The 19643-nt window shown below is 73.9% G+C and carries 18 protein-coding genes and 1 pseudogene; 11 read left to right on the top strand and 8 right to left on the bottom strand.

Going from position 1 to position 19643, the window contains the following annotated elements; genetic code table 11:
- Positions 1 to 188: 188 nt before the first annotated feature.
- On the top strand, positions 189 to 1418 hold the full coding sequence (locus IAG42_RS04115) for an extracellular solute-binding protein (RefSeq protein WP_188335645.1): 1230 nt from the start codon (positions 189 to 191) through the stop codon (positions 1416 to 1418).
- 4 nt (positions 1419 to 1422) lie between these two features.
- Here IAG42_RS04115 and egtD read toward each other — a convergent pair whose 3' ends face one another.
- From egtD to egtA, 4 genes are read right to left on the bottom strand one after another with little or no spacing between them, the layout of a single operon-like run.
- Positions 1423 to 2388, bottom strand: a complete 966-nt coding sequence (gene egtD, locus IAG42_RS04110; RefSeq protein WP_188335644.1) for an L-histidine N(alpha)-methyltransferase — start codon at positions 2386 to 2388, stop codon at positions 1423 to 1425.
- Positions 2385 to 3140: an ergothioneine biosynthesis protein EgtC gene (gene egtC, locus IAG42_RS04105; RefSeq protein ID WP_188335643.1), complete on the bottom strand. Its 756-nt coding sequence runs from the start codon at positions 3138 to 3140 to the stop codon at positions 2385 to 2387. The genes egtD and egtC overlap by 4 nt, the downstream gene beginning before the upstream one ends.
- A complete protein-coding gene (gene egtB, locus IAG42_RS04100; RefSeq protein WP_188335642.1) occupies positions 3140 to 4504 on the bottom strand; it encodes an ergothioneine biosynthesis protein EgtB in 1365 nt (454 codons plus the stop codon). The genes egtC and egtB overlap by 1 nt, the downstream gene beginning before the upstream one ends.
- Entirely contained in the window at positions 4501 to 5790 is a 1290-nt protein-coding gene (gene egtA / locus IAG42_RS04095) for an ergothioneine biosynthesis glutamate--cysteine ligase EgtA (protein WP_188335641.1), read from the bottom strand. Before egtA ends, egtB begins: the two co-directional genes overlap by 4 nt.
- 227 nt (positions 5791 to 6017) lie before the next feature.
- Between egtA and IAG42_RS04090 the strand changes: the two genes are divergently transcribed.
- Entirely contained in the window at positions 6018 to 6860 is an 843-nt protein-coding gene (locus IAG42_RS04090; RefSeq protein ID WP_188335640.1) for a TIGR02452 family protein, read from the top strand.
- On the opposite strand, the gene IAG42_RS04085 is transcribed toward IAG42_RS04090, so the two are convergent.
- Entirely contained in the window at positions 6845 to 7318 is a 474-nt protein-coding gene (locus IAG42_RS04085) for a type II toxin-antitoxin system PemK/MazF family toxin (RefSeq protein ID WP_188335639.1), read from the bottom strand. The genes IAG42_RS04090 and IAG42_RS04085 overlap by 16 nt on opposite strands.
- 71 nt (positions 7319 to 7389) lie before the next feature.
- Here IAG42_RS04085 and IAG42_RS04080 point away from each other — a divergent pair, with 71 nt between their 5' ends.
- Entirely contained in the window at positions 7390 to 8562 is a 1173-nt protein-coding gene (locus IAG42_RS04080; protein WP_188335638.1) for a glycosyl hydrolase family 18 protein, read from the top strand.
- Here the strand turns inward: IAG42_RS04080 and IAG42_RS04075 are convergent.
- Positions 8559 to 9962: an amidase gene (locus IAG42_RS04075; RefSeq protein ID WP_188335637.1), complete on the bottom strand. Its 1404-nt coding sequence runs from the start codon at positions 9960 to 9962 to the stop codon at positions 8559 to 8561. The genes IAG42_RS04080 and IAG42_RS04075 overlap by 4 nt on opposite strands.
- Before the next feature lie 97 nt (positions 9963 to 10059).
- Here IAG42_RS04075 and IAG42_RS04070 point away from each other — a divergent pair, with 97 nt between their 5' ends.
- On the top strand, positions 10060 to 11163 hold the full coding sequence (locus tag IAG42_RS04070) for a LacI family DNA-binding transcriptional regulator (protein ID WP_394811189.1): 1104 nt from the start codon (positions 10060 to 10062) through the stop codon (positions 11161 to 11163).
- Between the two features lie 60 nt (positions 11164 to 11223).
- Here IAG42_RS04070 and trxA read toward each other — a convergent pair whose 3' ends face one another.
- Complete coding sequence (trxA, locus tag IAG42_RS04065; RefSeq protein WP_188335635.1) at positions 11224 to 11628, bottom strand: thioredoxin; 405 nt, start codon at positions 11626 to 11628, stop codon at positions 11224 to 11226.
- A gap of 143 nt (positions 11629 to 11771) precedes the next feature.
- On the opposite strand from trxA, the gene IAG42_RS04060 reads away from it, so the two are divergent.
- From IAG42_RS04060 to IAG42_RS04045, 5 genes and pseudogenes are all read left to right on the top strand, one after another.
- Positions 11772 to 13196 (top strand): dihydrolipoyl dehydrogenase family protein, encoded by a 1425-nt coding sequence (locus IAG42_RS04060; RefSeq protein WP_188335634.1) that lies wholly within the window; start codon positions 11772 to 11774, stop codon positions 13194 to 13196.
- Between the two features lie 247 nt (positions 13197 to 13443).
- Positions 13444 to 13737: pseudogene (locus IAG42_RS38675) on the top strand (SCO2400 family protein); the annotation flags it as partial.
- A 9-nt stretch (positions 13738 to 13746) separates the two neighbouring features.
- Positions 13747 to 14184 carry a hypothetical protein gene (locus IAG42_RS04055; RefSeq protein WP_188335633.1) on the top strand — a complete coding sequence of 146 codons (438 nt, stop codon included), beginning with the start codon at positions 13747 to 13749 and terminating at the stop codon, positions 14182 to 14184.
- Between the two features lie 1164 nt (positions 14185 to 15348).
- On the top strand, positions 15349 to 15990 hold the full coding sequence (locus IAG42_RS04050) for a YeeE/YedE family protein (protein ID WP_188335632.1): 642 nt from the start codon (positions 15349 to 15351) through the stop codon (positions 15988 to 15990).
- The gene (locus IAG42_RS04045) at positions 15990 to 16406 is read left to right on the top strand and encodes a YeeE/YedE thiosulfate transporter family protein (protein WP_188335631.1); all 417 of its coding nucleotides are present in this window, start codon (positions 15990 to 15992) and stop codon (positions 16404 to 16406) included. Before IAG42_RS04050 ends, IAG42_RS04045 begins: the two co-directional genes overlap by 1 nt.
- Before the next feature lie 74 nt (positions 16407 to 16480).
- On the opposite strand, the gene IAG42_RS04040 is transcribed toward IAG42_RS04045, so the two are convergent.
- Positions 16481 to 16792: a hypothetical protein gene (locus tag IAG42_RS04040; protein ID WP_188335630.1), complete on the bottom strand. Its 312-nt coding sequence runs from the start codon at positions 16790 to 16792 to the stop codon at positions 16481 to 16483.
- Positions 16793 to 17064: 272 nt separating this feature from the next.
- Here IAG42_RS04040 and IAG42_RS04035 point away from each other — a divergent pair, with 272 nt between their 5' ends.
- On the top strand, positions 17065 to 18828 hold the full coding sequence (locus tag IAG42_RS04035; RefSeq protein WP_188335629.1) for a histidinol-phosphate aminotransferase family protein: 1764 nt from the start codon (positions 17065 to 17067) through the stop codon (positions 18826 to 18828).
- Entirely contained in the window at positions 18825 to 19628 is an 804-nt protein-coding gene (locus IAG42_RS04030; protein WP_188335628.1) for a phosphatidate cytidylyltransferase, read from the top strand. The genes IAG42_RS04035 and IAG42_RS04030 overlap by 4 nt, the downstream gene beginning before the upstream one ends.
- The last annotated feature ends 15 nt before the right edge of the window (positions 19629 to 19643 follow it).

Raw genomic sequence — 19643 nt, 5'->3', positions numbered from 1 at the left:
CGCGAACCGGTCCGGCTACTTCTCCGTACCCCTTGACCGGGCCATTGGTCCATACCAAAATCCCGGTCACACCCGTTCGAGCCGCGCGCTCGTCCCCCACGTCGGGCGAACCACCCCTGTCCTCAGGCAGAAAGCGACCCCGCGTGAGATCCCGTCGAGCCCTGTTGTCCCTGAGTTCCCTCGCCGTCGTGACCGGCACGCTCCTCACGGCGTGCGGGTCCCTCCCGGGCGGCACGGCCGAACCGCGCACGGTCACCGTCTGGCTGATGAAAGGCAGCGCGTCCGACGCCTTCGTCGACCGCTTCACCCGCCGGTTCGAGGCCGAGCACGACGACCTGCGCCTCGACATCCGCGTCCAGGAGTGGACGAACATCGGCCAGAAGGTCACCACCGCGCTCAAGGCCGGGGGCGCCGGCGGCCCCGACGTCATCGAGGTCGGCAACACCCAACTGCCCACGTACATCGACACCGACGGCCTCCTCGACCTGTCCCTGGAGGCGGCCCGCGACCTCGGCATGGACGACTGGCTCCCCGGCCTCGCCGAACCCGGCGTCGACCGCGCCCGCCAGTACGGCGTCCCCTGGTACGCCGCCAACCGCGTCGTGATCTACAACAAGGACCTCTTCGCCCGAGCCGGCATCAAGCGGCCGCCGAAGACCCGTGACGAATGGCTCACCCTGACCCGCCGCCTCGACACCCCGGGGCAGCAGGGCATCTACCTCGCCGGACAGGACTGGTACACGCTCTCCGGGTTCATCTGGGACGAGGGCGGCGAGCTCGCCCGCGAGTCCGCCGGCACCTGGACCGGCGCCCTCGACAGTCCCGCCGCCCTGCGCGGCATGGCCTTCTACCAGCAGCTGCAGGCCCTCGGCGACGGCCCGAAGGACGCCGACGAGGAACACCCGCCGCAGGCCGAGGAGTTCGCGGGCGGCGACATCGCGCAGATCATCTCCGTGCCCGGTGCCACCCAGGCGATCCTCGCCAAGAATCCGGAACTCAAGGGCAGACTGGGCTACTTCCCGATCCCCGGCAAGACCGCCGCCCGCGCGGGCGCCGTGTTCACCGGCGGCTCGGACCTCGTCGTCCCCGCGAACACCGACGACCGCTCGGGCGCCCTCGAAGTGATCAAGGCCCTCGCCGGGGAGAAGTGGAACACCGACCTGGCCAGGACCATGGACTACGTGCCGAACAAGACGACCCTCGCCCCGGCCGTGGCCGGAGAACCGGGCGTCGCCGCCATGGCCGTCGGCGCCGCCCACGGCCGGGCCACCCCGGCGTCCCCGCTCTGGGCGACCGTCGAGGCGGACAACCCCATCAAGACGTACATGTCCGACGTCCTGCGCGGCGCCGCCCCCGGCCCCGCCGCGCGGCAGGCGTCCCGCGAGATCACCCGCCGCCTCGACGAACGGGGCCCCTGAGCCGTCAGACGGCGGGCGTGCTCAGGGACAGGGCGAAGCGGCCCTCGGAGTCCGTCCACCAGCGCACCGTCTCCAGACCCGCGGCCCCGAGCTCCCGCTCGACCCCGGCGCGCCGGAACTTCGCCGACACCTCCGTGCGCATCTCCTCGCCGGCCGCGAAGTCCACCGCCAGATCGAGCGCGGGGATCTTCACGGACTGCGCGCTCTCGGCCCGCAGCCGCATCTCGATCCACTCGTGCTCCGCGTCCCACACCGCGACGTGCGCGAACGCGTCCAGATCGAAGTCGGCGCCGAGCTCCCGGTTCACGACCGACAGCACGTTCTTGTCGAACGCGGCCGTCACACCCGCCGCGTCGTCGTACGCCGCCACCAGCACCGACGGCTCCTTCACGAGGTCCGTGCCCAGCAGGAAGAAGTCACCGGGCGCCAGCATGTCCCGTACGGAGGCGAGGAACGCGGCGCGCTCGTCGGGCAGCAGGTTCCCGATCGTGCCGCCGAGGAACGCCACCAGGCGCGGCCCCGGCGTGTCCGGCAGCGTGAGGCCGGCCGTGAAGTCCGCGAGCAGCGCGTGGATGGTCAGCCCGGGATGCTCGGCGAGCAGCGTCCTCCCGGCGCCCCGGAGCGCGCTCTCGCTCACGTCCACCGGCACGTACGCCTCCAGGCCGCTGAACTCCTCCAGGAGGTGCCGCGTCTTGTCCGACGAGCCGGAACCCAGCTCGACCAGGGTGCGGGCGCCGGTCGCGGCGGCGATCTCACCGGCTCGCGCAAGCAGGATCTCCCGCTCGGCCCGGGTCGGGTAGTACTCGGGCAGCTCGGTGATCCGGTCGAACAGCTCGCTGCCGCGCGCGTCGTAGAACCACTTCGGCGGCAGCGTCTTGGGCGTGCGGGTCAGCCCGTGCAGCACGTCGGAGCGCAGCGCGGCCTCCGTGGCGTGCTCGGGCAGGGTGCGGGTCAGCTGGAACGGGCTCACGCGGATGGCTCCTTGAGCGGGGTCAGCAGGACGTCGGTGCGGTTCGCCGCGAGCAGCGTGCGGTCGGGCACCTCGGTCCAGTGCGGATCGTCGTCGTAGGGCTCGGAGGCGACGACGGTGCGGTTCCCGGGCTCGGCCAGGTACCAGAGGGTGTCGCCCCAGGCGGTCGCGGCGATCGTCTCGCCGTCGGTCAGCAGGAAGTTGAGCCGGGCACCCGGCGCCGCCTCGGCGACCTCGACGACGGTGTCGGCGAGCGCCTGCGGCCCCGGATCACCGGCGCGCAGCCGCTGCAGCACCAGCGCCCACAGGAACGCGGCGTCGCAGCGGGCCTCCAGCGACAGCAGGTCGGCCGCCGGCAGGGTGTGCACGAGCGGGGTCAGCGAACGCGGCCAGCCGGGCACCGCGCCGTTGTGACTGAACAGCCAGGGACCGGCCGCGTACGGGGCGGCGGCCGCCTCGCCGTCGGCGCCGCCCACCGTCGCGTCCCGGACGGCGGCGAGCAGCGCGCCCGAGCGGACCACCCGGGCCAGATCGGCGTACGACTGGTCGCCCCAGATCGGCGCGGCCCGCCGGTAGCGGCCCGGCACCGGGTCGCCCTCCGCGTACCAGCCGACCCCGAACCCGTCCGCGTTGACGGTGCCGTGCCGCTGCCGGCGCGGTTCCCACGACTGCCGGAACAGACTGTGCGGTGGAGCGTCGAGCACCTCACCCAGCGCCACCGGCGGCCCCACATAGGCCAGATGACGGCACATCAGCGGGCCTCCCGGGCGACCGGTCCGGCGTCGCGGGCGGTGCGGAACCCGGAGAAGATCTGCCGCCGCACCGGATAGTCCCAGTTGCGGAACGTGCCCCGGCAGGCCACATCGGCCACCGCGAACGAACCGCCCCGCAGCACCTTGTACTCCGGCCCGAAGAACACCTCCGAGTACTCCCGGTACGGATACGCCACGAACCCGGGATACGGGGCGAAGTCGCTGGACGTCCACTCCCACACGTCCCCGATCAACTGCCGCACTCCGAGCGGCGATTCACCCTCCGGACAGCTGCCGACCGGAGCCGGACGCAGATGCCGCTGGCCGAGATTGGCGCGCTCCGGCGTCGGATCGGCGTCGCCCCACGGATAGCGCCGCGAGCGGCCCGTCACCGGATCGTGCCGGGCCGCCTTCTCCCACTCCTCCTCGGTCGGCAGCCGCCGCCCCGCCCAGCGGGCGTAGGCGTCCGCCTCGTACCAGCTCACATGCAGCACCGGCTCGTCCGGCGGCACCAACTCCGTCACGCCGAACCGGCGGCGCACCCAGTCGCCCGCCTCGCGCCGCCAGAACAGCGGCGCGTGCAGGCCGTGTTCACGGACCGCCGCCCAGCCGGCCGGGTCCCACCAGCGCGGATCCTCGTAGCCGCCGTCGGCCAGGAACTCCATGTACGCGGCGTTCGAGACCGGTGTCGTGTCGATGTGGAACGCGGCCACCTCACGCGTGTGCGCGGGCCGCTCGTTGTCCAGCGCCCACGGCTCCGCCGACGTGCCCATCGTGAACGGGCCCCCGGGCACCAGCACTTCGGCAGGGCCCGCGAACGGCGCGGCGGCCGGCTCCGGATCCGGAGCCGTCAGGGCCGCCGCGCCCGTCCTCAGCTGGTGCGTGATCAGCATCGTCTCGTCGTGCTGCTGCTCGTGCTGGGCGATCATGCCGAACGCGAACCCCGCCCGGGTGAGCCGGGCCGGGCCGTCCACGTCGAACGCCGCCTTCTCCAGCACGTCCAGCGCCCGCCCGCGCACGTCCGCCGCATAGCCGCGCGCCTCCTCCGGCGCCAGCAGCGGCAGCTTCGGCCGCTCGGAACGCGGGTGCTCGAAGGCGTCGTACAGCGGATCGATCTCGGGCCGCATCGCCTCCTGGCCCGCGACCGCCCGCAGGAGCCACTGCTCCTCCTGGTTGCCGATGTGAGCCAGGTCCCAGACCAGCGGCGACATCAACGGGGAGTGCTGCGCGGTCAGTTCGGGATCCTCCACACAGCTCGTCAGGAGGGTGGTGCGACGGCGCGCCGCCTCCAGGGCCTCCACCGCGCGGACGCGCAGCGCCTCAGGATCGGTGAGGAAGTCGGTGCGGTTCTCCTCGGTGGTCATGAGCGGACGGTCCTCCCCTGGACAGGCGGTTGCGTGAGCGGATCGAGCACGTCGTCGGCCGGGCAGCGGCCGCGCAGCACGTAGCGGCGGTGGAAGTCCTCGACCGCCCGCCGCACCTCCGCGCCCGCGCCGAGCCGGGGCAGCGCCTCGAGCGCCGCCGCGAAACAGGCCGTCGCCGCCTCCCGCAGCTCGGGATCGGTCAGCGCCAGACGGGCCGCGTCGCGCCACAGCGGATTGTGCGGAGCGGGACGCTCCCCGGCCCGCTCGGCCAGCGGCTTCACCGCCCGGTACGCGGTCTCCGCGGCCTGCGGATCGTCGAACAGCGCCGTCGTCACCGCGAGCGGCACCAGCCAGCCGTCCTCGCCCGGCTGCGCGTCGATCATGCGCAGTTCCAGATGGCCGCGCGGGCGCACCGGAGGGAACAGCGTCGTCAGGTGGTAGTCGAGATCGTCGCGGGTCGGCCGGCGCGGTTCCCCCGTGCGCGCCCAGTCCCGGAACGTCAGCCCCTCCGGCACCTCCCACGGCCCGTCGGCGCTGCGCACGCACATCACGGGCGCGTCGAGCACCCGCCGCGCCCATGCCTCCCGCGGCTCCCCGTCCGGGGACGGCGCCGCGGAACGGCCCGCGTCGATCCGCGCCCACAGGAGCTGCCGCGTCGACCGCCAGCCCGTCGGACGGCCCGACAGCATCGGTGAGTTGGCGAAGGCCGCGACGAGCACGGCGCCCAGCAGATGGCCGAGCACCCAGCGCCGCGCGTACCCCAGCGGACCCGGCTCCTCGTACCCGGCGTCCAGGCACACCTGCACCGACGCGGAGGAACACATCATGGAGCGGCCGGCCGGTCCCGCCCGGTCGAGGGAGGCCTCCAGGGCGTCGTAGCGGGGGCGCCGCAGCAGCCGCCGGGGCGGGCGCCACGGATCCGTGCCGTGGCCGGCCAGGACGAGGCCGTGGGCGCGGAGTGCGGTGCGGACGGCGGTCAGATCGGCCTGTACGGCCGAGACGCATTCCGTCAGGGTGGCGGCGGGGAGCGAACTGAGCTCCAGCTGGCCGCCGGGCTCCACCGTGAGCGCCGAGCTCAGCGGCAGGGCGCGCAGCGCGGCATAGGCCGCGTCGAGCCGTTCGGGCGGTAACGGGAGGCGGGGGCGGTGCGTCTCGTGGACGATCCACTCCAGCTCCACACCCACCGCGCGCGGTGGGCCGGTCTTGAAGCAGATGCCCTGTACCAGGGCCTCCGCCTCGGTCTCGGTGACCAGGTCACCGAGCGTCGTACAGTCTCCCTCGGTCATGCGGGGATCCTCCTGGTCGGTTCGCTTCCATGGTCCCCGGTGGGGACCGCGCCGTCGATTCGGGCCCGTGCCGGCGCCGCCGGTGCGGCGGCGCCCGTCCCACCCAAGACGGTCGCGGCGGATCGCACAAGAGTGCGCCTCGCGCGTCCGCCAGGACGGGAAAACCTGTTGCACCGGCGGCCACCGGAAGCTCACGATCGGTTCATGAGCACGACGGGGGAGCGGGCATGAGCGCCCGGCTGCGCGGGATCGCGCAGGACACGGAGAAGATCATCGGCGCGGGGGAGTACACGACGGGGACCGGACGCGTCGTCCGCATCGCGGACGTGGTGGCCCGCGCCAGAGCGGGCACCCGCCTGTACGGTCCCGAGCCCGTGCCCGCCGCGCTGCCCCGGGACGGCCGGGCCGAGATCACGGTCACCGGCGAGAGCAGCCTGGACGCGGCCCGCCGCATGACGGCCGCCCGCCCCGAGCCGGTCGCGGTCCTGAACTTCGCCTCGGCCCGCAATCCGGGCGGCGGATACCTGAACGGCGCGCAGGCCCAGGAAGAGGCCGTCTGCCGCGCCTCCGCGCTCTACGCCTGCCTCGTCGAGGTCCCCGAGTTCTACGCCCACCACCGCGCCGACCGGGACGTCTTCTACACGGACCGGGTGATCCACGCCCCGGCGGTGCCCGTCTTCCGCGACGACACCGGACGCCTCCTGGAGACGCCGTACGAGGTCGGCTTCCTCACCTCACCCGCGCCGAACGCGGGCGTGATCGCGGCCCGCACACCCGATCGGGTGGCACAGATCCCCGCCGCGCTCGCCTCCCGTGCCGAGCGGGTCCTCGAGGTCGCCGCCGCGCACGGCTACCGCAGACTCGTCCTCGGCGCCTGGGGCTGCGGCGTGTTCCAGAACGATCCGGCGCAGGTGGCCGAGGCGTTCCGCGCCCTGCTCACCGGACGCTTCGCCGGCGCCTTCGACGAGATCGTGTTCGGTGTCCTCGACCGGACCCGGGGCGCCACGACCCGTTCGGCGTTCGAGCGGGTCCTGACGCCCGTACGGGACGCCGGTCAGCGCCAGCCGTAGCGCTCCCGCAGCCGCAGCACCACCAGGTTGAAGCGGCCGCGGTCCAGCGCGCACGCCTCGCGCCGCATCCCGCGCTCGTGCACCCGCAGCACCCGGTCCAGGTCCACCCACGAGGGCCGCCCCTCGCGGTCCCAGGGCCCCGAGCCGATCGCCACCCACTCGCGGTCGTCGTCGTGCCGCTTGCTCGACAACTGCACCGCGAGCAGCGTGCCGGCCGCCTCACGGGCCACGACGAGCACGGGCCGGTCCTTGCCCCGCCCGTCGTTCTCCTCGTAGGGCACCCAGGTCCACACGATCTCCCCGGGGTCCGGATCGCCGTCGTGCGCGGGCGCGTACTCGGTGCGCACCCGCCCGATCCCGCGCGGCTCGGCCTCGACGGTGGCGGTCGCACCGCCCCGTCCCGGGTGCTGTGCGAAGGTGTCGGCGTCGGTCGCGGGGTCATCCCTGAAGGCAGTCACGCGGGTCACGTTAGAGCCTGGACGGCGCAATCCGCGCGGCGGGTCCACCCCCGGGCCGACACGCTCGGACCATGGCACGACGACACACCCCCGCTCCGCGCCCGCGACGCACCGTCAGGGCGGGCCGGACATCCCGCTGGGTCCCAAAGGCCCTTGCCGTCCTGGCCGTTCTGGCGCTTCTGCCCGCGCCGGCGGCCGCCCGTACGGCTTCGTCGGACCCGGCGCCGCCCTCGGTTCCGGCTCCCCGGCCTTCGGGGTCCTCGCAACCGGCACCCTCGCCTTCGGTCCCCGAGAAGACCCGCACCGTCTCCGCCTGGCTCCCGTACTGGGACCAGGAGAACGCCTACCGGTCGGCCCTCGCGCACGCCGCGCAACTGCGGACCGTCAGCCCCTTCTGGTACGAGACCCGCTCCGCCGGCGAGGTCGCCGGGTTCCCGGGCGCCGGTGACCGGACGATCATCGACGGACTGCGGGCCCGGGGGGTCCAGGTCGTCCCGACCGTCATGGAACAACTGCCGCCCGGCGCCCTCGCCGCCGTCATGACCAGCCCGGAGCAGCGCGCCGCGCACATCGACACCCTGCTCACCGTCGTCCGCAGCCGCGCCTACGACGGGCTCGACATCGACTACGAGTCCATCGCGCCGACCCCTGAGGCCACGTACCCGGCCGTACGTGACGGCTTCGCCGACTTCGTCACCGGTCTCTGCGCCCGCCTGCACGCCGTGGACAAACAGTGCGTCGTCACCGTCAGCCCCAAGACCCGCTCCACCGGCCGCATCTGGGACTACAAGCGCCTCGGGGCGGCCGCCGACCGGCTGCGCGTCATGGCGTACAACCTGCACGACGCCGGCGGCACGCCAGGCCCCCTCTCCACCCCGCAGTGGTACGACGAGATCCTGACCCGCGCCACCGCCGAAGTCCCCCTGGAAAAGCTGGAGATGGGGCTGCCCGCCTACGGCTGGGACTGGACGCGCGGCAGGGCCGGCCGCGCCGGGCACGTCACCTCGCGGCAGGCCGAGGCGCTGCGCCGCGAGGTCGGTGCCGCGTACACCCTGGACCCCGAGTCCCGCACCCCGCACTTCACCTACACCAAGGACGGCGAGCAGCACGACGTCTGGTACCAGGACGCGCGCGGTGTCGCGGAGCATCTGCCGGTGCTGCACAGGTACGGGGTGCGCGACACGGTCCTGTGGGCCCTCGGCTTCGAGGAACCCGCACTGTGGCGCACCCTGGAGGAGTCCTAGCGGCAGTCGGGCGGCCGGTGCTCGAACCAGCGCCGGTCCGCCTCCAGTTGAGCCGCCAGCGAGATCAGCAGCGGCTCGCTGTGGGCGGGCCCGAGCAGCTGCGCGCCCACCGGGAGGCCGCCGCCGGCCAGACCCGCGGGCACGTTCACCCCGGGCCAGCCCAGCACGTTCCACGGCCACGCGTACGGACACGCGGCGATCATCGCCCGGTCCGTGCGCCAGCCGCTGAGCCCCGCCATCGCGCCGATCCGGGGCGCGGGCGTCGCCGTCGTCGGCGCGAGCACCACGTCGTACGTGTCGAACACCGCGCCCACCCGCCGGTGCAGGGCCGCCTCGGCGCGCCGGGCGAGCCGCAGCGGCCCCCCGCCGAGCGCCCGGCCCATCCGGGCCGCCTCCCGGGTCCGCGGGTCCAGGAGCGAGGGATCGGGCACCCGCTCCGCCCACTCGGCGATCCCGGCCGTCGCCCGCGGCACGAACGCCAGACCGATCTGCCCGTAGCGCGGATCCGCCTCCTCCACGTCGTGCCCGAGCGCCGCGAGCCGCTCCGCGAGCGCCACGACCCGCGACCTGACCTGCGGGTCCAGCCGCTTCGGCGTCGCCGTGAACGGCATCCGCAGCGACAGCGCGATCCGCAGCCGTCCCGGATCGCGGCGCGCCGCCTCGGCCGCCTCCACGGCGGGCGGGCGGTGCAGATCGCCGTCGTGCGCGCCGCTCGCCGCGTCGAGCAGCAGCGCGGCGTCACCGACCGTGCGCGCCAGCGTCCCGTTCACCGTGATGCCCTGGAACGCCTCCGCCCACGGCCACGTCGATATGCGCCCGCGCTGCGGCTTGATGCCCACCAGATGCGTCCACGCCGCCGGGATCCGCACACTGCCCGCGCCGTCCGAGCCCAGCGCCGCCGGCACCAGGCCCGCGGCGACGGCGGCGGCCGAACCACCGGACGAGCCGCCCGGCGTGTGCCCCGGCGCCCACGGGTTGCGGGTCTCGCCGAACGCGGAACCCTCCGTGAACGGCCACTGGCCCAGCTCGCACGTGTTGGTCTTGCCGACGATCACCGCGCCCGCCGCGCGCAGCCGCCGCACCGCCTCCGCGTCCCGCACCTGCGGCGGGAAGTCGCCGGCGCAGCCGAACGCGGTCGGCTCCCCGGCCACGTCCATGTCGTCCTTGACGGCCACCGGCACCCCGAGCAGCGGCAGCCGCTCCCCGGCGGCGAGCCGCTTGTCCGCCGTGTCCGCCTCGGCGAGCGCGGCCTCGGCCCGCACCAGCCGGAACGCGTTGAGCACCGGCTGCGCGGCCTCGATCCGCTCCAGCGACCGTTCCACCAGCGCGCGCGAGGACGTCGTCCCCTCGGCGAGGGCCCGTGCGGCGTCCCGCAGACCCGGCAGCGTGTCCGTGGCCATCGACGGCACCTCCAATTCCCCTGTGGTGAACGCACGTTAGCGGTCCGGGCGCGCAACGGCACGCCCGGGGGCCGTCGCCGCGGGGCGGTCTGGAAGGATGCCGGGGGTCATGGTGCAGATACCGAACCAGCAGCCCGACCCACGCCCGCCCTCGTCCGACGCCTCCTCCAGGTCCGGAGAGTCCTTCACGTCCGGCGACTCCGCCGAGCCCGCCGAGCCGGTGGCGCCCTCCGTGCCGACGAGCGCCGACGTGGCGCGCCTGGCCGGGGTCTCGCGCGCCACCGTCAGCTACGTCCTCAACAACACCGGCGCCGTCCGCATCAGCGAACCCACCCGGCACCGCGTCCGCGAGGCCGCCAGAGAACTCGGCTACGTCCCGCACGCCGCCGCCCGCAGCCTGCGCGCGGGCCACACCCGCATCGTTCTGCTGCCCACGCCGGAGATGCCCGCGGGCCCGCTCCACAGCGCGTTCCTCAACGAACTCCAGTGGGCGCTCAGCCGCCTCGACCACACCGTCGTCCAGTACGGCAGCGTCGGCCTGACCGGCGAGGACGCCGCCCGCGCCTGGGCCGAACTGCGCCCCGTCGCCGTCCTCGCCCCGACCGGCATCGGACCCGACGGCACCGCCGTCCTCCGGCGCTCCGGCACCAAGGCCGTCCTCACCCTCGGCCCCGAACCTGTCGAGGGCGCCCACGCCCTGCTCATGGACCAGCGCACGGTCGGCCGCGCCGCCGCCGAGCACCTGCGCTCGCGCGGCCACGACCGGATCGGCGTCGTCATGCCGCGCGAGCACGGCCTGGACGCCTACGCCGAGCCCCGCCTCGAAGGTGTCCGCGCCACCGGCGCCGAAGCCGTCCCGCTCCCGCTCTCGTACGAGGAGGAGGACGCGGCCCGGCTCGCCCGCGAGCTGCGCGACGGCGGGCCCGGCGCCGTGTTCGCGTACAACGACGAGTACGCGATGCTGCTGATGCGCGCCCTCCAGGACGCGGGCGCCGACGTGCCCGGGGACGTAGCCGTCATGGGGGCGGACGACCTGATGCTGGGGCGGCTGCTGCGGCCGCGTCTGAGCACCGTCCGCGTCGACCTGCCCTCGGGCCGGGAGATCGCCGAGCTCGTCGACCGGCTGGTCCGCGACCCGGCCGCCGAACCCCTCGTACGGGACGTCCTTGGCGCCACGGCGATCGCCCGCGAGTCCACCTGAGACAGCGCGAAGGGCCGGACCCCGGGTGGTGGGGTCCGGCCCTTCGCGCTGTGCGCCGGCTCAGCCCTGGTCGGAGGGGGACTGCCCCTGCTGCTCCTGCTCCTGCTGCGCGGCGATGGACTTGCGGACCTCGTCCATGTCCAGGTTGCGCGCCTGGCCGATCACGTCGTCCAGGGCCTCCTGCGGCAGCGCGCCCGGCTGGGCGAACACCGCGACCTGGTCACGGACGATCATCAGGGTCGGGATCGACTGGATGCCGAACGCGGCGGCCAGCTCGGGCTGCGCCTCCGTGTCGACCTTGCCGAAGACCAGGTCGGGGTTGGCCTCGGCGGCCTTCTCGTAGACGGGGGCGAACTGCTTGCAGGGCCCGCACCAGGACGCCCAGAAGTCGATCAGCACGAATCCGTTCTCCGTGACCGTCTGATCGAAGTTCTCCTTGGTCAGCTCCACGGTGGTGCTGCTCATGGTGTTTCCCTCTTCCTGCTTCCTGGTTCGGGGGGGCGAAGCCGTGGGGGCAATGCCGCTGTGCACAACGGTCCGCGTCGCGGACGTATTCCGCGCTCGTACCCATGTGGCCCGCGTGCACACCTGCCACCAGACTGGGCACCATGACGGAAGCCATCGCGTACGACGTTGTAGTACTGGGAGCCGGACCGGTCGGGGAGAACGTCGCCGACCGGGCGCGGGCCGGGGGCCTGAGCGTGGCGGTCGTGGAGAGCGAACTGGTCGGCGGCGAGTGCTCGTACTGGGCGTGCATGCCCAGCAAGGCGCTGCTGCGCCCGGTCATCGCCCGCGCCGACGCCCGCCGCGTGCCCGGCCTGCGCCAGGCCGTGCAGGGCCCCCTCGACGCCCAGGCCGTCCTGGACCACCGGGACTCCTACACCTCCCACTGGAAGGACGACGGCCAGGTCCGCTGGGTGGAGTCCATCGGCGCCGACCTGTACCGAGGCCACGGCCGCCTCGCCGGACCCCGCACGGTCACCGTCACCGCCGACGACGGCACGGTCACCACGCTCACCGCACGGCACGCCGTGACGGTCTGCACCGGCACGCGCGCCGCCCTCCCCGACGTGCCGGGCCTCGCCGAGGTCAAGCCGTGGACCAGCCGCGACGCGACCAGCTCCGGCACGGTCCCGGACCGGCTGATCGTGGTCGGCGGCGGCGTCGTGGCCACCGAGATGGCCACGGCCTGGCAGGCGCTAGGCTCGCGGGTCACGGTGCTGGTGCGCGGCGACGGACTGCTGGGCCGCATGGAGCCGTTCGCGGGCGAACTGGTCGCGGACGCGCTGCGCGAGGCGGGCGCTGACATCCGTACGGGCGTCTCCGTGAAGGCCGTCGAACGCTCGGGCGGCATCGTCACGGCCACGCTCGACGACGGCTCGGCCGTCGAGGCCGAGGAGATCCTCTTCGCGACCGGCCGCGCACCGCGCACGGACGACATCGGCCTGGAGACCGTCGGACTCGAACCGGGTTCCTGGCTGCCCGTCGACGACTCGCTCCGTGTCGAGGGCCACGACTGGCTGTACGCGGTCGGCGACTCCAACCACCGCGCGCTCCTCACCCACCAGGGCAAGTACCAGGCCCGCATCGCCGGCGCCGCGATCACCGCCCGCGCCCAGGGCGTCCCGCTCCTGGAGACCGACCGCTGGGGCGCGCACAGCGCCACCGCCGACCATGCCGCCGTCCCGCAGGTCGTCTTCACCGACCCCGAGGCGGCGAGCGCGGGCCTCACCCTCGCCGAGGCGGAGGCGGCGGGCCACCGCGTCCGCGCCGTCGACCAGGACATCGCGAACGTCGCCGGCGCGGGCCTCTACGCCGACGGCTACACGGGCAAGGCCCGCATGATCGTCGACCTCGACCGCGAGATCCTCCTCGGCGTCACCTTCGTCGGCCCCGGCGTGGGCGAACTGATCCACTCCGCGACGATCGCGATCGCGGGAGAGGTCCCCATCGACCGCCTGTGGCACGCGGTCCCGGCCTACCCGACGGTCAGCGAGGTCTGGCTGCGACTGCTGGAGGCGTATCGGGGCTGAGCGCATGGCTCGGGAAGGGGCACGAGAAAAGCTCTCGGTGAAGGCGTCACCCCTTTTTCTTCATATTCTCCGCACGGTTCATACGAATTCCGTCGACCGGGCGGCGCGATGCACCGGGAATCAGTTCTCGGTGTAACGCTCACGCGCCCGCAGAACGCAGAAGGAGAGAGAAACGGGGATGTGAATTCGACTGGTGTGTGGCGTGCAGACCGGCGGCCCCGCGAACCAGGAAGGCCGGAAAGCGGAGATGGACTACTGCTCCTCATGCCGTCGGTACCTCAACGGTGCGCTGGTGTGCCCCGGGTGCGGCGCCTACGCCCCTGACATCGCGCCGCCCGCCGTCGCCAGCCGTATCGGCTCGGAGCCGGCGGCCGTGGACGCCGTCACGCATGCCGCGCCCGCGCCCGCCTCTGAGCCCGAGCACGTGCCGGTCGCTCGGCCCGGGCGTGCGGCGCGGCGTCGCCGGCTGGTCCAGTGGCGGAGGAACAAGCGGCGAGCCGCGGTCGCGAGCGCTGTCGCGCTTGTCGGGGGCGGGCTGACCATTGCCGCGATGGACGGGCACTCCGGCGGCCGGGTCCAGGCGGCCATCGCTCCGGAGAGGCCGGAGACAGGTGCCGAGCAGAAGCAGGAGCACGAGAAGAGCCCCGTCGCGTCGGCGTCGGAGTCCGCCCGGCGGCCCCGGCAGCCGGCGCCCGCCGTTTCCGCTTCTCGCCCGCCGATGTCCGGTCAGCCTCGGGAGCAGCCCGTATCGGCGGCGCCGCGCGCGGCGTCGACGGTCGCGCCGTCCGAGGTCACCGATCCGGTCCGCCGTCGTCCGGCGGCGACGGAGACTCCTGAGGCGGGGAGCGCCGGGCCGGCCGCCGGTGGCGCGGCTCCCGAGCCGTCCGGCCCGGTGGAGGGGCGGCAGCCGGCGCCCACGACGGACGACGCGTCTCAGCCCGCGAACTCGCCCGTGGAGATCTGCCTTCTCGGGCTGTGCGTCGGCTGACCTCAGTCGCGGTCAGTCGCTCCTGCGTGGGCCGGTTCTAGGCGGTGCTCTTCATCCACGCCTTGAGCCGGGCCCACCGGCTCGACTGCGGCACACCCGGACGCGGGGCCTGCGCGGCCCCCGGCCTCGTCCGCTCGCACGCGCACCGCTGCGCGCTCGGCACACCGGCGAGCACCTGCTCCACGTGGCCTCCGCAACCCTCGTAGGTCGCCTTCCGGCAGGACGGGCAGACCACTCGTCGGCACACGGTTTCTCTCTCCTCGCTTCGCGCTCTCGTTAACGACCAGTAATATCAACAGTTTGGTCACAGACCAATTCACTGTTTCAGCGCAATGGGCGCCCATGTGTGCACGACCTTCACATCAGGGCTACTTCTGCGTGCGGAAAGGGCCACGACATGGGGGCGGCAGGCCCGATATTGCGTGACATCGCGCACCCGGTGAAGTCAAGGAGACAAGGGCGTGTCCCGCATTTGCTCGCGATACCGAAACAGTGGTTCCATCACGCCCGGTCGAGGCAGGAACGCACTGCTCCGCACCGTGACAGGCCATCAACGCCCGTTCGACGCCGTCGACTTGGGCGTGGCAGGGCAAGAGACCGAGAACGGCAGCCGTCCCCATGGAGCGGGGATGGTGGGCGCCGGTCAGAAGGGAGCAACGTGAGTTGCTCGCACGCCGCGGGATGCCCGCTTTTCCCCTTACTCCGGGCGAGTCTGCAGGGATGGCGCGACTACTACTGCGACAGCGAGGACCAATGGCTGGGCTGCGCCCGCTACCAGGTGTCCCTCACCGGTGAGCGCGTACCGATCAGCCTGCTGCCCAACGGGGCCCGCGCGCGGCACCTGGAGGAGATGGACGAGAGCGCGGACGGGGGCGGCGCCGCCGGGCCCGCACGGGTACCCCGCCAGGGCGGTCCGCCGCGGCACGGTCCCCGGCCGCAGGTGAGCGCATACGGGTCCCCGCCGGCGCCCGCGTGGCCGGTGGAACCCGTGACCGCGGAACCGGAGGCGCCGGCCCGCTTCGGCCCCGCGTCCCCGACGATCTCGGCGTCGGCCCACCGGCCGTCGACCTCGGAACGCGACCGTCCGCCCCGTCGGGACGGTCAGGGCTCCCGGGCCAAGCGCGGCGTGTGGGCCCGACTCGCCGAATGGATGGGAGGCCCCGCATGAGCGGCTACTGGCCCTGGTGGGCCGGCGCTGCCGGGCTCGCTCTGATCACCGTCAACTACGCCCTGACCACGGACCGTTCGTTCGGGGTCTCCTCGGCGTGGGATCGCGTCCTGCACTGGCGCCGGGAGCGCCGACTCGAGCGCATGGACGAGGAGTTCACCGACCGGCGGGAGCTCGCCGAGGCACTCGCCGCGGCGACGGCCGAGCACTTCGGGACCAACCCGGCCGCGCCGCCCACCCCGTACGGGACCTCGCAGCCGGCCCGACCGGACGCCGAGCCGACCGAGAGCGACGACACCGCGGCCCCCACCCCGGCCCCGCTCGTCACCCAGGCCGCCCTGCTGGTGTCGATCTTCATCGGCGGGCTGATCGCCGCGGTCACCTCCGGGCAGTTCCGTCTGCGCCTCGACATGGGCCCCGGATTCCGCGACGTCGTCACCGCGAACCCGGTCACCATGACCGTCCTGCTGTTCGTGGGAGGCGTGCTCGTCGGATTCGGAACGCGCCTTGCGGGTGGCTGCAGTTCGGGCCACGGGCTCAACGGCTGCGGGCGGTTGCGCCCGGTCAGCCTGGTCGCGACCGCCGTGTTCTTCGGCACCGCCGTCGCGGTCTCGTTCCTCCTGTGGAAGGTGGTCTGATGCGTACCCGCGGCGCGATTCTGCTCGCGAACATCATCACGGGGCTGGCGCTCGGCTACACCGTCTCCCACATCGGCTTCGGCGACTACGCCGAGCTGAACCGCATGTTCACCTTCCAGGACCTGCGGATGTTCCTCACCTTCGCGGGGGCCGTCGGCATCATCGTGTGCGCGTTCGCGCTGCTCCGGATCCGGCGCACTCCTGGGCGCATCCACGCGGGTGTCGTCCCCGGAGCCGTGCTGTTCGGCACCGGCTGGGCGATCTCCGGCGGCTGCCCGGCCATCCCGATCATCCAGGTCGCCGGGGGCTACCTGCCCGCGCTGGTCACCGTCGTCGGCGTCGTCGTCGGCATCCGGCTGTGCCGCTGGGCCAACGCCCGCTACTTCCACCTGGACCGCGGATCCTGCGGCCTGTGAGCGGACCGGGCCGGTCCCGCACACCGTGAGGCCGGCCGAAGGGCCCGGTCCCCGCCGGGGCCGGGCCCTTCCCGCTACGCCGCCCCGGAGCGGGAGCGTCCTCCGCCGATGCGCTGACTGAACATGATCATGAACAGGCCGATCAGCAGCAGCGCGCTCCCCGCCAGCGTCGGCGCGCTGTCGGGCCGGGGAACGAGGCGCGTCAGGACGGCCATCTGCCAGCACAGAGCGACGGCGACGACCAGCTGACCCGCGCCGTAGAGGCGAGTTCGCAGCACCCGTCCCCGGTTCAGGGGCAGGACCCAGCCGCGTGCGAGGGCGGCCACGCCGGATGCGGCCATGAGCGCGGCGACCAGCATGCCGAAGACGGCGATGAACAGATGCACGGAACCCCTCCCAGTGCGCCCGGACCGGCTCGGTCCGGACCAGATCAGGGCGCGATCATGTCACGCCGTCGGGCACGGCGGGAGCGTTCGTGGAGCGGCGGACACCGGCGGCGCCCGGGCCCGTCACCCGGACCCGGCGTCCGCCGGACTCGGCTCTGACCTGGACCGCTGCCAACTCCCGTGCCGCCCGGCTGAGTACGCGTACTCAGGTGCCGCCCGCCGGACTCCTCCATGCTGAGGCCGAAAGCAAGACCGTCTCAGGGGGGACACACATGGAACACGCCCTGCAGGTGCGCACGGCCACGCCTGGCGACCTCGACTGGATCCACGAGCTGCGCCACCGCGTGTACGCGGAGGAACTCGGTCAGCATCCGGTGGACCCGTCGGGAAGACTGAGCGACGGGCTCGACGGTGACAACGTCTATCTCGTGGCCGCGCGCGGCGAGAGACGGATCGGCTTCGTCAGCCTCACCCCGCCGTGGGTCGGCCGCTACTCCCTCGACAAGTACCTGACGCGCGAGGAGCTGCCGGTCCTGACCGATGAGGCACCGTTCGAGATCCGGGTGCTGACCGTCGAGCAGAGGTGGCGGTCGACCGCGGCGGCCCCGCTGCTCATGTACGCGGCGCTGCGCTGGGCCGCCGCACGGGGCGGCCGCCGGGTGGTGGCGATGGGACGCACGGAGCTGCTCGACATGTATCTCGCCGCCGGGCTGCGCCCGATGGGACGCACCATCCGCTCGGGAGCCGTCTCGTTCGAGGTCCTCAGCGGGTCCGTGGCCGAGCTGACGAGGACGGTCGCGCAGCGCCACGGCCGGATCCTGGAGCGGCTGCGGACGGACCTCGACTGGCGGCTCGACATGCCCTTCGCACCGCGTGCGGACGGCTGCGAGCACGGCGGGGCGTTCTTCTCGGCGATCGGCACCGACTTCCGGACCCTGAACCGCCGTCACGAGGTGGTCGCCGCGGACGTGCTGGACGCCTGGTTCCCGCCCTCTCCGGCGGTCCGCGCCGTCCTGTCGGAGGACCCGGGGTGGTCGGCCCGGACCTCGCCGCCCACCGGCGCGGAAGGACTGCTCGCGGAGCTCGCCCGGGTCCGCGGGCTGCCGGTGGAGTCACTGGTCGTCGGGGCGGGCTCGTCCGATCTGATCTTCCGCGCGTTCGGCCGCTGGCTGACCCCGGCGAGCCGGGTGCTCCTCCTCGACCCGGGCTACGGGGAGTACGCCCATGTCACCGAGCGGGTGATCGGCTGCCAGGTCGACCGGCTCCAGCTGCGCCGGGAGGACGGCTGGCTGGTCGACCCGGCCCGGCTCGCCGCCGCGACCCGCGACGGACGGTACGACCTCGTGGTCGTCGTCAACCCGAACAACCCGACCGGCCGCCACGCCCCGGCCGACGCATTGCGCGCGGTGATCGAGGCCTCGCCCGACCGGACCCGCTGGTGGATCGACGAGGCCTACCTGGGCTACGTCGATCCGGCGGACTCGCTGGCCGGACTGGCCTCGGCCGACGCCCGGGTCGTCGTCTGCACCTCGCTGTCGAAGATGTACGCCCTGTCGGGGATGCGAGCCGCCTATCTGGTCGCCTGTCCGGAGACCGCCGGCGAGCTGCGCCGCTGGACGCCGCCGTGGCCCGTGAGCCTGCCGGCCCAGCTGGCCGCGGTGACGGCCCTGCGCGACCCCGGCCACTACGCGGAGCGCTGGGCCCGCACCCACGAGTTGCGCCGCCAACTGGCGCACGACCTTGGTGAGTTGGACGGCTTCTCCGCGGTCGACGAGGGGGTGGCGAACTTCCTCACGGTGACCCTGCCGCCTCACGGGCCGAGCGCGGCGCAGCTGGTGCGGGAGTGCCGGCGGCACGACGTGTTCCTGCGCGACCTGTCGCCGATGTCCCCGGCGTACGAGGGGCGGACCGTCCGGATCGCCGTCCGCGACACCGCGGAGAACGCGCGGATCGTGGCGGCCTGCCGCAGCGCCCTGGACGCGCTGCGCGCACCGGCCGTCGTGGTGTCGGGCGCGTCGGGGACGGTCTCCCGGTGACGACGGTCGCCGGTCTCGTGCCCTATCTCGGCGGGGCCCTGGCGGCCGGAGGCGTCGCGGTGGCGGCGACCCGGCGCCGCGAACTGATGGTCCGCTGGTGCGTGTGGGCGCTCGGAGTGCCCCTGGTGACCGCCGCGTTCTGGCTCGGCCCGCCGGGGATCGCGGTGCTCGCGTCCGTGGTGGGCGTGATCGCGGTGGCGGAGTTCGGCGGGCTGCTGCGGCTCGGCCCGATCGACCGGGCGGTATTGGGCGCGGCGCTCGTCGCCCTTGTGGTCACCGCCTGGCTGGCCCCCGGGGAGGTGATCCGCGTGGCGGCCGCCGGGGCCTTGGCGATCGCCGGGGTGCCGCTGTTCTCGGGTGACGCGGAGCACGGGCTGCGCCGCCTGGGAGCGGGTCTGCTGGGGCTCGTGTGGCTGGGGGTCCTGGCCGGGCTCGTGTCCTCGGGCGCCGTCGGCCTCGTCCTGTTCGTGGCGGTGTCGATCGCCGACATCGTCGCCTATGCGGCGGGCCCCCGCTTCGGCGGACCCCGGCTCTCCCCGCTGTCGCCCGCCAAACGGTGGAGCGGCACGCTGGCCGGGGCCGCGGCCGGTCTGCTCACGCTGGCCGTGCTGTCCTGCCTGACGTGGCAGACGGCGGTGGCCGTCGCGGTCGGCGGCCCCCTCGGGGACCTGCTGGAGTCGATGGTCAAGCGGGGCGCGCGCGCCAAGGACGCCGGCCGGTGGCTGGCCGGCTCCGGCGGCATCCTCGACCGGATCGACTCCCTCCTCGTCGCCCTGGCGGTGCTGCTGGTGCTGAGCTGACCGACCGGGGGCTGG

The sequence above is a fragment of the Streptomyces xanthii genome (genome assembly GCF_014621695.1).
GTDB lineage: Bacteria > Actinomycetota > Actinomycetes > Streptomycetales > Streptomycetaceae > Streptomyces > Streptomyces xanthii.
Note: the sequence above shows the minus strand (reverse complement) of the source record. Positions and strands in the feature narration are given on the sequence as shown.